Genomic DNA, 16,104 nt, shown 5'->3' on the forward strand with positions numbered 1-16,104 from the left:
ATCTCCACTTATGATTTTACGGTAACATTACGAAAACACTTTAATAGGGATCAATATTATGTCAATTGCTCGTGCTTATGCGCTTCCGTTCAAGGTTATTCGCATTTCAGGACAAGATAAACTTAGCTATTTGCACGGTCAGGTTACTCAAGACATTAACCTTATCAAAGAAGATAATTTTATGTGGTCTGGGCATTGTAGCCCTAAAGGCAAGCTTTGGTCTGTGTCGCGCTTAACTCGCTATCAAGACGACTACTTAATGCTTGCTGGTGTAGCCGAAGCTGAAGCATCACTTCGTGAGCTAAAAAAGTACGGCGTTTTTGCCAAAGTTGACATTGATTTTGCTGACTGCGAAGTCTTTGGCTTAATGACTCAGGACAGTAAAGCGCTTGCTACTGCCTTTGGCGTTGAGCTTTCGTCTGACGCAAGTGCTGTGGATGTTGCCAACGGCAAGCTGCTAAAACTCGCAGACGAGCGCTTTGTTTTCATCGCGTTCGAAGGCGCAAGTTTACCCGCGGACGTGGAACAACAAAGCAATCCAGCACCGTTTATTGCGGCCAGCATTTTAGCAGGAGAGCCAAGCCTTGATGCAGATCACGTGGACGAATTTGTACCACAAATGGTTAACCTTCAAGCCCTTAACGGGATCAGCTTTAAGAAAGGTTGCTATACTGGTCAAGAAACCGTAGCTCGTATGCGCTATCTTGGTAAAAACAAACGTGCCATGTACATAGTGACAGGCAATGCTGCAGAGCGCATCGAAGAGGCAGACATTGAGCTGCAGATTGAAGACAACTGGCGTCGTGGTGGCAAGGTTATTCAACAAACCTTTGATGCTCACAGCGGCCGTTATTATGCGCTGGCTGTGATGCCAAATGACACACCACAAGACGCGGTGCTAAGAGCAAAAAATTCACCAGAGGTGAGTCTTACTATTCAACCTCTACCTTATTCTTTAGAAGACAACTAACGGGATCTTATATGATTATTGGCCCTAACTCGGTAGTGACAATCCACTACTCAGTTCAAGACAAAGACAACAACACGATTGATAGCACATTTGATGATGAGCCTGTGATAGCGATGCTTGGCTCAGGCTATCTGATCCCAGGTCTTGATGATGCCCTACAAGGCAAACAAGCTGGTGACACTTTCAGTGTGACCATCGAGCCACAAGAAGGCTATGGTGAACGCTTTGACGAACTGACTCAGGCGGTTCCTAAATCAATGTTTGAAGATATGGAAATCGAAGTGGGTATGCAATTTAGAGCGACCACCGACGAAGGCGACCAAATCGTTGTGATCATTGGTATCGAAGACGAAGAAGTCATCGTTGACGCGAACCACCCGCTTTCTGGGATCACGCTGAACTTTGACGTTGAAGTGCTTGAAGTACGTGAAGCTACAGCTGAAGAAGTTGCCCACGGGCATGTTCATGGCGAAGGCGGTTGTGGTCACGACCACTAAGATTAGTCAAGTTACTAATAGAAAGCGCTGATCATTCAGCGCTTTTTTCTTGTTTAAGTTTACTTTCCATTGCCGTAACCAAGTTGGCTTGGTCATTAGTTCCTAAGCGATATTTAGTGCCGTCCTTCATCACCACTTCGAGTGCCTTGAATCCAGCAACTGTGTATACCCAACCGTCTGTACTGATCCGCATGCCAATGCCATGACGTAGAGAATTAGTCACGGGTTGAACATAATCGATATCGTCAAACTTTAAGGTCATTTTGGCGACCGACGGTCCAAACCACCAGCTTAACGTTTGTTGCTCTTGGTTCACTTGAATGGTTAAACCGTAAAAAATAAACGCAACAAGCGCGAGGATCACCAAAAAGCTGACAAAGGCGAGATTGCTACCTGTTAGGAAAATTGCCAATATGGTAAAACTGGCGATAAAGGCTAGAAACAGCCATATAACCCATGCAAACTGTGTATTTTTATACATCGATAGTCTTCTTAATCAAAGCTGTAAACTAATGTAGCACCAAGTTCGGTGTCTACCTTTTCTTTTTCATTTTCTGGCTGCGAATTATAACGGTAAATAAACGCAAACTTCAGCGCAATACCACCAATCACTTGTGTGACTAGCGCAGACTCAGCAAACAATCGGGAGTTTAAACCTGACAGCGATTGCTCAAAACTGACGTCTTGATTAAAGCGGGTACGCTTTGAAACGTTTCTTTCCCACTGCAATGCCATACGCAAAAGCTGGCCTTGCTCGGTTCTATCTTCTTCCGGCTCAAGCTCGATTTCGTTGTCCACACGAGAGATAGACATACCGGGACCGATGTCGATATCTACCGTGTTCTTTCGTCCCTCATACACACGATTGCCATAACCTAGCGCAAATGTTGTGGTGTATTCCTTGCCATTAAACCTGTCACGCTCATAGTCGCCGTACATAAAGAACGAGGCGTTATCGTCCCCTAGTTTGTAGTTACCTTGCGCAGAGCCAAAGTAGCGCGACGCAGAGACATCCTCAACATCCGTTTCTGTATTGTGCTCGCGGCGATAAAGGCCATTGAATTTGAATTGATTACGCCACTTGGGGAAATCTTGGTAAAGATTACTTTTTAACTTAAATGACGTGTTTTGCGTATTACCTTTATTAACGATAAAGCCAAATTCAACGTCACCGTACAGCATTTCGCCCTTGTGCTTTTGATGAATTTCGTCATCGGGCATTTTGCCATATTCGTGAAAATCTTCGAATGGATCCGTAGCTAAGCTTGGTAGCGAAACCAAGCCAATTGCAAATAAAGCGAAAGTTCTAAAAAACGGCACTGACAACTACTTTCCGGTTATTGCTTCCAAATGATATGACAAAACGGCGCATCTAAATCTCTGCTAATTAGGATCTTTGCGTACACCTGATCTGAGTCATCAAACTCGATACCGACCAAAACCTGAACGAAGTGCTCTGGTTCTGCTTCTTGTTCATAAGCAGTTATGCTCGACCAACTCTCGTCCGGCTCACTTTCTTCAATGAAACCACGATCTTCGCGATGTTCGTTGAACATATTGATATCGTGTTCTTCAAGATTATCAGGGGCCAACTCAAGGAAGATATCATATGCTTGGTGAGTGGCTTCTTCTATGCTACAAAGTCTTGCTGTCATGGACGCTAGCCTGTTGTTTTAAAATTGGCGCAATGATAGCAAAATGAGGTAAAACATAAATACATAGTCGCGATAATCAAACAGAAAATAACGCTAAATGGCGAACAAATTATCAGTAAAAGTTGAATGTTACGTCGCTTTTGAGTTATTACTCTAAAACTATCGCATAAAACCCGCAGGGAGCATCTCATCATGATTTCATTTTCCGAAGCGAACAACATCGCATTTGTGACCTTATCTCGGCCAGAAAAACAAAACGCGCTGTCTGTTGAAATGTTTGTTGGTTTAGATAATGCGATAAAGAAAATTAGAAAAAGCAAATCAATTAGAGCTGTTGTGATCCAAGGAGAAGGCGCACATTTTTGTGCTGGTCTAGATGTAAAAAGCGTACTGAATAAACCTTCTGGGATCATCAAGCTACTTAAAAAATGGTTACCTGGCAATGCTAACTTAGTACAAAGAGTCGTACTCGGCTGGCAAACTTTGCCTGTTCCTGTCATCGCCAAGATCACAGGCAATTGTTTAGGTGGAGGCTGTCATATTGCATTAGGCGCGGATATTCGTTTAGCCGACAGCAGTGCACAGTTTGCCATTATGGAAGCCAAATGGGGACTTTGCCCTGACATGGGTGGCAGCTTACTTTTGCCTGCCACAATGAACAAGGATAAGGCACTGCTGATGACAATCCATGCACAGCGAATAGATGCCCAGCAAGCACTAAAGGACGGTCTCATTACCGAGCTCTGTGATGATGTTGACGCAAGACTCTCAGAGTTACTCACTCAGTTTAGCGCACGCTCGCCCGATGCCATTGCAGCAATTAAGAAAGTGCATAATCGAGCCTACAACCAGCCCGCCCGTAAACTGTTATGGATAGAAACGTGGTCACAAATTAAATTGCTCGCCGCTAAAAATACCAAAATTGCGATGAAGAATGTCTCTGTAGCTGATGAGAATAAAAAGCCATTTTTGCCTCGCATGAAGTGGTAACGTTAGGTTGAATGCTTGTTTGCCCAAAGTATAATGGTCATCGCAATACGAGAGCGTACAATTAGGCATCATACATGTTAGCGCCATTGCAGTGCTGAGGATTTACATTTAATGGTACACAGAGCGAAGTTGATATTACGATTTGCACTAGGCTTTGCCATCATTTTGGCGTGTCTCTTTAGCGCTAAATGGATAATTCAGCTTAGTGCTTTACAGATCCCAGCCGCCCTACTTGGCATGGTGTTTCTCGTAATACTCCTTGCCACAAAAATCATTAAAGTAGAATGGTTAGCCCCCGCAGCAGAACCCATCTTAAAATATATGGCGCTGTTTTTTATTCCCGCCGGAGTGGGCTTGGTAGAGCATCTCAGTTTGTTTCAATCCCACTGGCTTATGCTGCTGTTATTGCTAGTTGGTGTTCCAACAATAAGTCTTGTATTGTTAAGCCCTATCGTTAAGAGCATAAAGTTTCGTGATTAATATGATTATGGCGTCAGCGCTCACTGTGCTGTTATTTTTTAGTGCACGCAAACTATATCAGCGTATCTCCTTACCGGTATTAAACCCTGTGCTGATCTGCATTTTGGCCATTTCGGCATTTCTACTATTCACGAAGTTCGACTACAAGATATATCAACAAGCAACGCTACCAATTCATTACTTGTTAGAACCAGCGGTCGTTGCACTCGCTTACCCTTTGTATAAACAATTTCACCAAATTAAACCGGTATTTTTTGCATTGTGCTTAACCAGTTGGTTGGGTGTTTCACTGTCTACGTTAAGCGCTTTTCTTATCTGTCAATTTTTTGCAGCCGATCCGCAGCTCTCAGCTTCAATGGCAGCTCTGTCGGTTACAACACCAATCACCCTACTCATTAGTGATTATCTCGGGGGGATCCCCGCTATTGCAGCGATTATGGTGATACTAATTGGTGTATTTGGTGGCGTGTTTGGACTACATATTTTGCACTGGTGTAAAGTTGACCATATGCAAGCGAAAGGCACTGCGCTTGGTGTTGCTTGCCATGCAATAGGCACAGCCGCAGCGATAGAGCATCATCCCATGGCTGGCGCTTTTGCTTCGGCGGCGATGACAATTACCGCCATGATAACTGCACTTTGGGTGCCTTTGTTTTATCATTGGTTGGCTACTCTAATTTAATAACTCGGGATACGACTGTGATCAATCAAGAAATCGAGCAAATAGAACACTATTACAACATTATTCGAGAGTATCTGGTGACGTACAGTTTCCAATTGCTCGCTGCGATATTCATCTTCCTTCTCGGTTTGTGGTTATCAAGAAAGCTGTCTAAAGCGACTGAAAACTTGATGCTAAAACACAATATCGATCCTGCTTTAACCAACTTTATTGGCAATGTGATAAAAGTCCTTATCATCGCCATGTTTGTGATTATTTCTCTTGGCAAGGTTGGCATCAGTATCACACCTTTTGTTGCCGCCATCGGTGCCGCGTCTTTAGGTGCAGGTCTTGCACTACAAGGTATGCTAGCAAACTATGGCGCTGGTCTTGCCATCATTGCTACCCGCCCATTTGTGATTGGCGATACCATCAGCATCAAAGGCGTTAACGGCCAAGTTAAAATGATTGAGCTTGGACATACCACGCTCATCAACGAAGACAAAGTAGAGATCACTATCCCAAATAAACATGTGGTGGGAGAAATTCTCCATAACTCGTTTGCAAACTCTCTGGTTAAAGGTGAAATAGGGATAGCCTATGATGCTGATTATCAAGGCGCATTAACACTTATCAATCAGGTACTCGCTGATAATGTAAAGGTCAGTCAAGACCCTAAGCCTCAGGTGGGGATTGAGGAATTTGCCGACAGTGCAGTGATATTGAGCTACCGCTACTGGGTGCCTACGACTTCACTTATCGAAACTAAATTAGAAGTGAATAAAGCGGTGTTTGCCGCGATTAAAAATGCGGAAATCGAAATTCCATTTCCGCAACGAGTGGTTAAAATCATTCAGTGAGTAAACTCAATAACGGCTAGCACCCTAGCCGTTATTCTACCCTCAGTTTTCATCAGGCTTTTCCATAGAAAAGCCACTGCGTAAATGAAGATCGCGCTGTGGAAACGGGATCTCGATTTGATATTTTCGAAAGGTATCATCGATAGCCCAAAGGTAATCAGAGACCAGTGCCGTTGGCCGCTTTACCTGCTCAGGTTGCACCCAAACTCCCAACGTGAAATTCAAGCTACTATCACCAAACCCTGTCATCCATACCGTTGCTTCTCGCCCCGGCGTATTCAAGGTATATTGAACATTTTTGGCCGCTTCCAATGCGGCACGCTTCACCTTCTCTTTGTCGCTGCCATAGGCCACCGAAAAAGGAATACGGAAACGACGATATTTATCCGACATTGTCCAGTTGGTAATTGTATTTGACACCATTTCCGAGTTAGGAATAAGTAGGTCGACGTTGTCATTTGTACGGATCCAAGTTGAGCGCATGTGAATGGCTATCACCTCCCCAACCACCCCATTGGTCAGCTCAACAAAGTCCCCAACTTTGACGGTTTTCTCTAGCAGTAACACCAGACCAGAGACAAAGTTATTCACCAGACCTTGTAGCCCCAAACCAATCCCAACGCCGAGTGCACTGGCAACAAGCGCTAATTCAGTGATCTCTATTCCTAAGGCCGTCAGCGCAATAATAAGACCGATAAATAACACGATGTAGTGAATGATCCTGCCTATCACATAGGCGGAAGTATGCTGGATCACCCCTTGCCTTGAAGCGAGACGATTAAATGCTAGTCGCAGGATCTTAGAGATCACCAAAGTCGCAACGATCACAGCGATAAATGAGAGTGCCTCTCCCACCTCTAATGAAAATTTACCTAATGAAAATAGCTTTTGATCAAGCCACGGAATATCTACGTCTATATCTAATGGTGCTTTTATCATGGTTATATTTTTTGTTATCTCGTGAAGTTAAGTGTGTGTGGCTAGCAGCAAAAATACAAGTTTTAAAGACGCCTTTGTTCAGGCTTCTCGCTTGACCTTTTACAGGGCTCGTGACTAAATAAAGGACAAATAAATAACAATAATACTACTGCGGATTGGTAAAATACGTCATGAAAAAATCCCTACTCGCTTTAACCACTTGTCTCGCGCTTGCGTTGCCAGCTTATAGTCAATCGCTTGCGGACCTTACCACGCTCGAAGTGCAAACCAAAATACAAAATCAAACTTTATCGGCAACGCAACTCACTGAGTTTTACTTAAAAAGAATTGCACAACTTGACGATAGTGGTCCTATGCTCAATGCCGTGATCACGCTCAATCCCAATGCTTTACAAGACGCTAAAAAGCTTGACGACGAACTACTCGCGGGAAAATATCGAGGGCCACTTCATGGCCTGCCAGTTATAGTTAAGGATAATATCGACACCAGAGCGCCAATGGCAACAACCGCAGGTGCGCTCGCCCTGCAACACAATGTCAAAACCCAAGCTGCACCGCTTATCATCCAGTTAGAACAAGCCGGCGCTATCATCCTTGGCAAAGCCAATTTAAGTGAATGGGCAAACTTTAAATCAAGTTTCAGCTCGAGCGGCTACAGCACGCTCGGTGGTCAAACCAAAAACCCGTATGTGTTAGATAGAACACCATGTGGCTCAAGTTCAGGCTCAGCCGTTGCCGTCTCAGCAGGTCTTGCACTGCTCGCCATTGGCACGGAAACTGACGGCTCTATTGTTTGTCCTTCAGCACATAATGGTATTGTAGGTATTAAACCGACTGTCGGTTTGGTTTCTGGCGAAGGCTTTATTCCTATCAGTCATAGCCAAGATAGCGCTGGTCCTATGGCAAAATCGGTGATGGGCGCCGCTTTGTTACTCAATGCTATCGTTACCGATGCAAAACAGCCGATTGACTTTACTCAAGGCTTAAATACCGCCAGTTTCAAAGGCAAACGAATTGCTATCACCAGTCATGTAGGTCAGTTTCCGCCTGCAGTTCAAGCGGTATTTGCAAAAGCCGTTGCGACCATGAAAGCAAATGGCGCAGAAATAATTGAAGGGTTAGACTTACCTGAGCTGGAAGCGTTAGGCTCCGCCGAATTGGATATTTTGCTCTATGACTTCAAGCATGATCTCAATGCTTACCTTGCCACGACACCAGAGCAGGTAAAAGTAAAAAACTTAAACCAGCTCATCCAATTCAACCAGCAACACCCTTCCACCATTAAGTACTTTGACCAATATTTGATAGAGGAAGCTGCAAAAAAAGGCGATATCACGGAACACCGATATCAAGAAGCCCAAGCTTTGGTTAAAAAATTTGCCCGCCAACAAGGCATTGATAAAATAATACAAGAACATCGCCTTGACGCATTTATCGCACCAACTAATACCCCAGCTTGGAGTATCGATATCATTAACGGTGATAATTTCTCCGCCTCTTCGTCATCTCCCGCCGCGATTGCAGGATATCCAAGCATTACAGTGCCGATGGGTTTTCATCATGAGCTACCGCTGGGTATTTCTTTCTTCGCTGAGGCTTATAGCGAAGCGAAATTAATCAAGCTTGCCTATGCTTTCGAGCAGTTGACTAATGCACGCAAAGCACCTGAGTTTAAGGCGACATTAACGCCTTAAAAATAATAGTAGTGTTATAAATAAAAATGCCTTCACACCGATTGATGTGAAGGCATTTTTATTTGCGTATCGTGTTGGTACCAAGAAGGTTAAGCTTTACGCCAAGTTGTTTTGCCCGCGCTATCTTCTAACACAACGCCTAAAGCAGTTAGCGCATCACGCGCTTCATCCGCTGCAGCCCAATCTTTATTTTCACGAGCGCTGCGGCGCTTTTCAATCAATGCTTCGATTTGCGCCACTTCGTCGTCGTCTTGTTCGCCCTGTAAGAAAGATTCAGGGTCTTGCTGCGCAATACCCAAGATTTCCGCCAGTTTCACAAGAATAAACGCGTGCTCACCAGCAGCTTTTGCGTCACTATCTTTTAAGCGATTCACTTCTTTTGATAATTCAAAAATCACTGGCAGTGCTTCTGGCGTGTTGAAGTCGTCGTTCATTGCTGTCTCAAAACGTTCAGCGTAAGCATTACCTTTAAGCTCGATTTCCACCAGTTCAACGCCACGTAGCGCAGTGTAAATACGCTCAAGCGACGAACGTGCTTGTTCAAGGTTTTCTTGTGAATAGTTTAGCTGGCTACGATAATGACCATTGATCAAGAAATAGCGTACTGTTTCTCTATCAAAGGCTTTAAGCACTTCACGTACGGTAAAGAAATTGCCAAGAGACTTAGACATTTTCTCTTTGTTAACTTGTACCATGCCGGTGTGGATCCAAGTGTTCACATAACGGCCGTTATTTGCGCAGCAAGATTGAGCGATCTCGTTTTCATGGTGCGGGAACTGCAGATCTGACCCCCCACCGTGAATATCAAAAAATTCGCCCAAATGCTTTGAACTCATTGCGCTACACTCAATGTGCCAACCTGGACGACCTTCGCCCCACGGAGATTGCCACGCAGGCTCACCCGCTTTGGCTTTTTTCCACAATACAAAGTCGAGCGGATCATCTTTGTCTTGCGCTACCTCAACGCGTGCACCCGCTTGTAGCATTTCTAAATCTTGCTGAGATAACTGACCATATTGCTCAAACGTTGAAACATCAAACAATACATCCCCGTCCTTCGCAACGTAAGCATGGCCTTTTTCAATCAAGCGCGCGATCATCTCGATGATTTCGTCCATATGCCCTGTTACCGTCGGCTCAATATCCGCAGGTAACATGTTCAATGCGGTAAAGTCTTCATGCATGGCTTTAGTCATGCGAACCGTTAGGTCATTAATCGACTCGTTGTTTTCCGCGGCGCGTTTAATGATTTTGTCATCCACGTCAGTAATATTACGCACATACGTGACGTCATAACCTAAATAACGTAAATAACGGTTCATTACGTCAAATGAAACGTAAGTGCGTGCGTGTCCTACATGACAGAAATCATAGATAGTGATACCACACACGTACATATCAACCTTGCCTTCTTTGAGCGGTTTAAAAGGGGCTTTTTGGCGAGTGAGTGTGTTGAAAATCTGCAACATGTAGTTTTCTTCCTAAGTACGGTTCATTTTTTAACAAAAGTGCTTTTAATCATACCACCTGCATAGCAGCGCCTCTAGATTTTAATAACGAATTACAGCAGTTTTTTGATTTTTTACGCAGATTTTCAAGGAATGCTTTTTCACAAAAGCCCAGTTGATATAAAATAGGCTTTTATCATTCAACACGATGGACACTAACATGGTTGTTTTAGAAACAAATCACGGCGAAATCCGTATTAATCTTTTCGCTGACAAAGCGCCTGAAACGGTAGCTAACTTCCTAAACTACGTAAACAGCGAGTTTTATAACGGTACTATTTTCCACCGTGTAATCGACGGCTTTATGGTTCAAGGTGGCGGATTCGCATCGGGTATGGAACAAAAACCAGTTGAAGCACCGATCAAAAACGAAGCAAACAACGGTGTTGCAAACAAAGTGGGTACTCTAGCAATGGCACGTACGCCAGATCCACACTCTGCAACTGCACAATTTTTTATCAATGTTAACGACAATGACTTCCTTAACTTCTCAAGCGAAACATCGCAAGGTTGGGGTTACTGTGTATTCGGTGAAGTTGTTGAAGGCATGGACGTAGTAAATAAGATTAAAGGTGTTGCTACTGGTTCTTCTGGTTTCCACCAAGACGTACCGCTTGAAGATGTGATCATCGAAAAAGCATACGTTGCTGAGTAATATACTACTTTTTATTCAAGGCCAGTATTTATGCTGGCCTTATTAGTTTTGAGGTCCCATGGGTAAAACCTATTTTATCGCCGACTTGCATTTAACCGAGCACCGCACTGATATCACCGACGCATTTTTCGCTTTTCTCGACCATCATATGACCGCTGATGTCGACGCTTTATATATTCTGGGTGATTTTTTTGAAGTGTGGATTGGAGACGATGAAAAAGGCCCCTACGCCCTAAGTATTGCACAAAAACTGCGAAGCTTGAGTCACCTTGGCATTCAAGTCTTTTTTATTCACGGTAACCGTGATTTTTTAATCAAACAAGCCTTTGCTGACGAATGCCAAATGACTTTGCTCCCTGAACAAGCGGTGATAGATCTATACGGCACACCAACGGTGATTTTGCACGGCGACGAAATGTGTACACAAGACGAAGCCTATCAAAAGTTTCGCAGGAAGAGTCGCGGTTGGTGGTGGCCAAGACTGATGCTTGCTATGCCACTTTGGTATCGTCGCAGAGTCGCTGTAAATGCAAGACGTAAGAGCATTGAAAACCAAAAAGGCAAGCCCCTCGAGATTTTAGATGTCACCGAAGAAGCGGTGGCACACATGTTCGCAAAACATGGCGTAAACAATATGATCCATGGCCACACCCACAGACCAAAAGTGCACACCTACCAAGATGGCAAGGTACGTACTGTACTTGGCGATTGGTATTCACAAAGCTCATATATCGTCGTTGACGAAAGCGGTAAACAGCAGCTCCTTTGCCATCCTTTTGAATAAATGTAGTGCTTAAATAGGCGCACCTGAGTGAAACTTGAAATCGGGGTCCGGCGAGCTGATAAGCTCGTTTTCTACTTGTTGAAATAGTTGAATGCGCCCAGCTACATCACAGCGCTTAGGATCGGTTGCGTTGGCAACTTGATGCGCCAAATCAATATAGTCTTGGTAATGTCTGGCTTCAGAGCGCAATAGCGACACATAAAACTTAGCAATTTCTTGATCTAAGTGTGGCGCAAGTTTAGCGAAACGCTCACATGAACGAGCCTCAATGTAGGCACCAATGATCAGTTTATCAACCAGAGCTGCGGGTTCATAAGTGCGAATGTGTTTAATCATTCCAGACGCATAGCGAGATGCTTGTACGTACTCAACAGGAATATCACGTGCCCTTATGATTTCCAGTACCTGTTCAAAGTGATGTAGCTCTTCTTTGATAAGCCTCACCATCTTACTCAAAATATCTTGATTGTAGGCATATTCAGGTCGTGCAGTTAGCTCACCGATCAATTCATTTTTACTGCCTGAAAACTCGCCATCACCAACACTGCGATAAATAAAATCTTCGTAAGGTTGCAACCAACTTAACAATGTTTTTGCAGACGCATCATCTATTGCATATTTACGAATTAAGAAGGCCGCACTTTGCGCCGCTTTTAACTCACAATGCATATGATCGATAAGCAATAATGGTAAGTGCTCGCTTTGCTTTGCTTTTTCAATCCAAGCTTGCGGGGTTTCACAGCCTAAAAATTGGTTAATAGGCGTAAGTAAATCTGTGTACTTTTCTAACATAACAACAAAAGACTAATGTGTTTGCGCCATTTTATCATAACTTCTCGCTGCAAGGTGCACCACAAGGCTATTCCCCAAGAAGTTTTAGACTATTCTGAAAATAGTAATATTGCTATTCAACTACATTTTCTTGACAAAAATTAACTCATCTCTCATAACTTAATTGAATTGTACAAAAATAGTACAAACCTATATTTGAGGGGCTAACTATGATCTTTAATCATCTTTGGGGCTTATATGCTCACCCGCACGAAGAGTGGCAAACAATCGATAACCGTCACGAAAGCATGTTTTACAGTTTGTCACATATTGCACTTGTTGCGCTGATCCCAAGCATTATGGGGTACTATTCTTCAGTCTACTTAGGCTGGAGTGTTGGTACTGGGGATGCTGTCTATTTAACTCATGAGTCGGCAATATTAATTGGTGTTGCAATGTACTGCGCATTAATCGCAGGCGTCTTTATACTGGCGTATCTCGCCCACTGGATGGCCATCACTTTTGGCTCAACACCGACCTATACACAGACTCTAGAGTTATCGGCTTACACGGCAACACCAATGTTTATGTCTGCTTTTGCGGCATTTTATCCTGAGCTTTGGTTTGTCGTATCGGTTGGGATGGTTGCACTCGCGTACTCCGTTTATCTGCTTTATACGGGCGTGCCTATTCTGATGCATATTCCTGAAGAGCGTGGTTTTATATATGCCAGCTCGGTTGTGACTTGTGGCCTAGTGCTGTTAGTCATCATTCTTGCTGCAACCGCAATCTTGTGGACTAACGGCATAATTAGCCCTACGTTTACGTAACCTGAGGGCGGGATAAGAAATAGATTAATTTATTTCTGCTAGCGTTAGTTGTATTTGGTTGGAAAACGAAAAGACAAAGCTTTGCTTGGCTTTTATCCTAAATGATGAATAAAAACGGCGCTTGTTCAGCGCCGTTTCTATTTTGTAGGTCGAAAAATTACATGGGATTGTCGATATTTATTGCTATTTATCGATATTTGTCGACATAAATGTCGACCTACTCTGCGAATACTTCGTCGGTTTTAGCGGCACAGATAAAATCGTTTTTATGAAGACCTTTAATAGAGTGGCTCCACCACGTTACCGTTACTTTACCCCATTCGGTAAGTAGACCTGGGTGATGGCCTTCTTCTTCAGCCATATCGCCTACCTTGTTTGTGAACGCAATTGCTTGTTTAAAGTTTTTAAACTTGTAAACACGCTCAAGCTGCATAATACCATCACGTACTTCAGGTACCCAATCAGGGATCTGTTTGATTAGAACCGCTAGTTCTTCATCTGATACTTTAGGCGCATCCGCACGACACGCTTCACATTTTTGTGCACTTAAATCAGACATTGATAATTCCTTAACTTGCTAGTTTTTCTTTTGGCGGAAACTTAGGTTCAAATAACCCTAGCTCTTTTGCTTGTTCAACCTGCGACATGATATCCATTTTAGAGATCTCAAATAAGTCGTTGATTGAGTTAATTGTATAGTAAACAGGTTGCATAATGTCGATGCGATAAGGTGTACGTAACACATCTAACACTTTAAGCGGATTAATTTCTGGTTTGTCAGAGTAAACATATTGAGTCTCACCTGGGCTTGATAGCACACCGCCACCGTAGATACGCAAACCTTGCTCGGTTTGCATCAAACCGAATTCAACGGTAAACCAGTATAAGCGTGCAAGGTATACGCGATCTTTCTTCTCAGCGGCATAGCCCAGTTGACCATACTTGTGTGTAAACTCGGCGAATGCTGGATTCGTTAGCATTGCACAATGACCAAAAATCTCATGGAAGATATCTGGTTCTTGCAGGTAATCAAACTCTTCTCTTGAGCGAATAAAGGTCGCTACAGGAAACTGTTTGTTGGCAAGTAATCGAAAGAACTCATCAAAATCAATCAGTGCCGGTACTGGCGCTACCTGCCAACCCGTTTCTTTCGCTAGTGCTTCGTTTAACTCACTTAGTTGTGGAATACGGTCTTTTGGTAAATTAATTTTCTCAAGACCTGCCAAATATTCATCACAGGCTTTGCCTTCGATACACGCTAGCTGACGTGCAACTAACTCTGACCAAATTTGATTCTCTTCATCTGTCCAAGCAATAACGCCATTTTCATCTGGCTGCTTAGATACATATTTACTTGCTTTAGCCATTTTACATTCTCACTTACTTCACCCCGAGTTTATGATCTTGCAATTTCAATTGCCGTCCTGTTGATGGTTCGGAGCGCTTCAACTTGTGACTTTGATACTAAGTAAAAGTGAAGGAAAGTTTAATAGTGAGCATGTTTATCACATTTCGCACAACAAGCATTTTCGTAAACTACAAAATACACACCTGTAAAATTAAAATTACACACATAATAAAAAGGGGCTATAAACAGCCCCTTTGTAAAAATTAACTTACAGCTATATTTTATCAAACGCCTGCTTAAGATCGTCAATAATGTCTTCTACGTCTTCAAGCCCCACTGAAATCCGAATTAGTCCATCGGAAATTCCCGCAGCTAACCTTTCCTCTTGTGTATAAGGAGAGTGTGTCATTGATGCCGGATGTTGAATGAGCGTTTCTGGGTCACCTAGACTTACCGCTAACGTACACAGCTCAGTCGCATTGATAAATTGTTCACCCTGCTCTAGCGAGCCGTTGATTTCAAAAGCAATTACTCCACCAGCACCTTTCATTTGTTCGCCAAGAAATTGGTAGCCCGGGTGCGAAGGTAAACCTGGGTAGTAGACTTTATTCACTTTAGGGTGCGCTTCTAGGAACTCTGCTACCGTTTGTGCGCTTTGACAGTGGCGTTGTACACGTAAAGCTAAGGTTTTCAACCCTCGATTGATTAACCAAGCATCGTGAGGACTGATTGTAGCGCCAATGTCTTTTAACACAGTTAATTTGATAAGTTCTACGTGTTCTTTTGAACCGCACACGAGCCCTGCTACCACATCCCCATGACCATTTAGGTACTTGGTTGCGCTATGCACAATAAGATCAGCACCATAATTCACAGGCTTTTGTAAAAGCGGTGTCATGAAAGTATTGTCAACGACAAACAGGAGCTCGTGCTGTTTAGCGATTTCCCCTAACATTTTCAAATCTAATACCGTCATGTTAGGGTTGATCGGCGTTTCAGCAAACAATAGTTTTGTATTTTCCTGTACCGCATCACGTAACGCTTGCTCATCGGTTAAGTCAACAAATGACACCTCAATACCGAATTTAGGCAACATATGCGCAAATAGTGCGAAGCTACAGCCATACAATGCGCTTGATGCAATCATATGATCGCCTTGCTGCAAAAAGCTCAGCACCGATGCAGACACGGCACCCATACCTGTGGCGGTCGCCGCAGCATCTTCCATTCCCTCAAGTCGGGCTACTTTTTCTTCTAGCTCTCGCGTCGTAGGGTTGCCTAAACGAGTATAGATGTAACCGGGCTCTTCTCCAGCGAAACGTGCCGCACCTTGCGCTGCGTCTTTAAAGTGGAATGTTGAGGTTTGATACAAAGGAGCGGTTAACGCCCCATGTGGGTCGTCAAAATGATTGGGTCCGTGAATACACTGACTGTCATCTCTTAATTTTTTCATACTTGCCTG

Annotated in this window: 19 protein-coding genes; 10 read left to right on the forward strand and 9 right to left on the reverse strand. The window is 43.5% G+C overall.

Going from position 1 to position 16,104, the window contains the following annotated elements:
• Positions 1-58 precede the first annotated feature (58 nt).
• The gene (ygfZ, locus tag NH462_RS00860; protein WP_010371258.1) at positions 59-970 is read left to right on the forward strand and encodes a tRNA-modifying protein YgfZ; all 912 of its coding nucleotides are present in this window, start codon (positions 59-61) and stop codon (positions 968-970) included.
• A gap of 11 nt (positions 971-981) precedes the next feature.
• Positions 982-1,467, forward strand: coding sequence for a peptidylprolyl isomerase (locus NH462_RS00865; protein WP_010371256.1), 486 nt, complete (start codon positions 982-984; stop codon positions 1,465-1,467).
• Between the two features lie 31 nt (positions 1,468-1,498).
• Here NH462_RS00865 and NH462_RS00870 read toward each other — a convergent pair whose 3' ends face one another.
• The 3 genes from NH462_RS00870 to NH462_RS00880 are packed head-to-tail and all read right to left on the reverse strand — an operon-like array spanning position 1,499 to position 3,122.
• Positions 1,499-1,948 carry a hypothetical protein gene (locus tag NH462_RS00870; RefSeq protein WP_017216102.1) on the reverse strand — a complete coding sequence of 150 codons (450 nt, stop codon included), beginning with the start codon at positions 1,946-1,948 and terminating at the stop codon, positions 1,499-1,501.
• 11 nt (positions 1,949-1,959) lie between these two features.
• Positions 1,960-2,787, reverse strand: a complete 828-nt coding sequence (locus NH462_RS00875; RefSeq protein WP_010371252.1) for a DUF481 domain-containing protein — start codon at positions 2,785-2,787, stop codon at positions 1,960-1,962.
• Between the two features lie 17 nt (positions 2,788-2,804).
• Positions 2,805-3,122 (reverse strand): DUF440 family protein, encoded by a 318-nt coding sequence (locus NH462_RS00880; protein ID WP_010371248.1) that lies wholly within the window; start codon positions 3,120-3,122, stop codon positions 2,805-2,807.
• 192 nt (positions 3,123-3,314) lie between these two features.
• On the opposite strand from NH462_RS00880, the gene NH462_RS00885 reads away from it, so the two are divergent.
• The 4 genes from NH462_RS00885 to NH462_RS00900 all read left to right on the forward strand — a co-directional run bounded on the left by NH462_RS00885 (position 3,315) and on the right by NH462_RS00900 (position 6,113).
• Positions 3,315-4,112 (forward strand): crotonase/enoyl-CoA hydratase family protein, encoded by a 798-nt coding sequence (locus tag NH462_RS00885; protein ID WP_253103304.1) that lies wholly within the window; start codon positions 3,315-3,317, stop codon positions 4,110-4,112.
• 111 nt (positions 4,113-4,223) lie between these two features.
• Positions 4,224-4,592: a CidA/LrgA family protein gene (locus NH462_RS00890; protein WP_010371242.1), complete on the forward strand. Its 369-nt coding sequence runs from the start codon at positions 4,224-4,226 to the stop codon at positions 4,590-4,592.
• Between the two features lies 1 nt (position 4,593).
• The gene (locus tag NH462_RS00895; RefSeq protein WP_248694142.1) at positions 4,594-5,274 is read left to right on the forward strand and encodes an LrgB family protein; all 681 of its coding nucleotides are present in this window, start codon (positions 4,594-4,596) and stop codon (positions 5,272-5,274) included.
• 17 nt (positions 5,275-5,291) lie between these two features.
• Positions 5,292-6,113, forward strand: coding sequence for a mechanosensitive ion channel domain-containing protein (locus NH462_RS00900; RefSeq protein WP_253103306.1), 822 nt, complete (start codon positions 5,292-5,294; stop codon positions 6,111-6,113).
• A 42-nt stretch (positions 6,114-6,155) separates the two neighbouring features.
• On the opposite strand, the gene NH462_RS00905 is transcribed toward NH462_RS00900, so the two are convergent.
• Positions 6,156-7,052: a mechanosensitive ion channel domain-containing protein gene (locus tag NH462_RS00905; RefSeq protein WP_010371234.1), complete on the reverse strand. Its 897-nt coding sequence runs from the start codon at positions 7,050-7,052 to the stop codon at positions 6,156-6,158.
• Positions 7,053-7,222: 170 nt separating this feature from the next.
• On the opposite strand from NH462_RS00905, the gene NH462_RS00910 reads away from it, so the two are divergent.
• Positions 7,223-8,746, forward strand: a complete 1,524-nt coding sequence (locus NH462_RS00910) for an amidase (protein WP_253103308.1) — start codon at positions 7,223-7,225, stop codon at positions 8,744-8,746.
• Positions 8,747-8,835: 89 nt separating this feature from the next.
• Here NH462_RS00910 and cysS read toward each other — a convergent pair whose 3' ends face one another.
• A complete protein-coding gene (gene cysS, locus NH462_RS00915) occupies positions 8,836-10,215 on the reverse strand; it encodes a cysteine--tRNA ligase (protein ID WP_010371207.1) in 1,380 nt (459 codons plus the stop codon).
• A 199-nt stretch (positions 10,216-10,414) separates the two neighbouring features.
• Between cysS and NH462_RS00920 the strand changes: the two genes are divergently transcribed.
• Complete coding sequence (locus tag NH462_RS00920) at positions 10,415-10,909, forward strand: peptidylprolyl isomerase (protein WP_010371206.1); 495 nt, start codon at positions 10,415-10,417, stop codon at positions 10,907-10,909.
• 58 nt (positions 10,910-10,967) lie between these two features.
• Entirely contained in the window at positions 10,968-11,693 is a 726-nt protein-coding gene (locus NH462_RS00925; protein WP_253103310.1) for a UDP-2,3-diacylglucosamine diphosphatase, read from the forward strand.
• Between the two features lie 9 nt (positions 11,694-11,702).
• On the opposite strand, the gene miaE is transcribed toward NH462_RS00925, so the two are convergent.
• Complete coding sequence (miaE, locus tag NH462_RS00930; RefSeq protein WP_253103312.1) at positions 11,703-12,485, reverse strand: tRNA isopentenyl-2-thiomethyl-A-37 hydroxylase MiaE; 783 nt, start codon at positions 12,483-12,485, stop codon at positions 11,703-11,705.
• 209 nt (positions 12,486-12,694) lie between these two features.
• On the opposite strand from miaE, the gene NH462_RS00935 reads away from it, so the two are divergent.
• A complete protein-coding gene (locus tag NH462_RS00935; protein WP_010606742.1) occupies positions 12,695-13,294 on the forward strand; it encodes a Yip1 family protein in 600 nt (199 codons plus the stop codon).
• Between the two features lie 217 nt (positions 13,295-13,511).
• Here NH462_RS00935 and NH462_RS00940 read toward each other — a convergent pair whose 3' ends face one another.
• The 3 genes from NH462_RS00940 to NH462_RS00950 form a co-directional block, all read right to left on the reverse strand.
• Complete coding sequence (locus NH462_RS00940; RefSeq protein ID WP_010371199.1) at positions 13,512-13,853, reverse strand: 4a-hydroxytetrahydrobiopterin dehydratase; 342 nt, start codon at positions 13,851-13,853, stop codon at positions 13,512-13,514.
• 10 nt (positions 13,854-13,863) lie between these two features.
• Positions 13,864-14,661, reverse strand: coding sequence for a phenylalanine 4-monooxygenase (gene phhA, locus NH462_RS00945; protein WP_010371198.1), 798 nt, complete (start codon positions 14,659-14,661; stop codon positions 13,864-13,866).
• Positions 14,662-14,916: 255 nt separating this feature from the next.
• Entirely contained in the window at positions 14,917-16,095 is a 1,179-nt protein-coding gene (locus NH462_RS00950) for an aminotransferase class I/II-fold pyridoxal phosphate-dependent enzyme (RefSeq protein ID WP_017216112.1), read from the reverse strand.
• Positions 16,096-16,104 lie beyond the last annotated feature (9 nt).

This window comes from Pseudoalteromonas sp. OANN1 (assembly GCF_024124685.1).
Lineage (GTDB): Bacteria > Pseudomonadota > Gammaproteobacteria > Enterobacterales > Alteromonadaceae > Pseudoalteromonas > Pseudoalteromonas piscicida.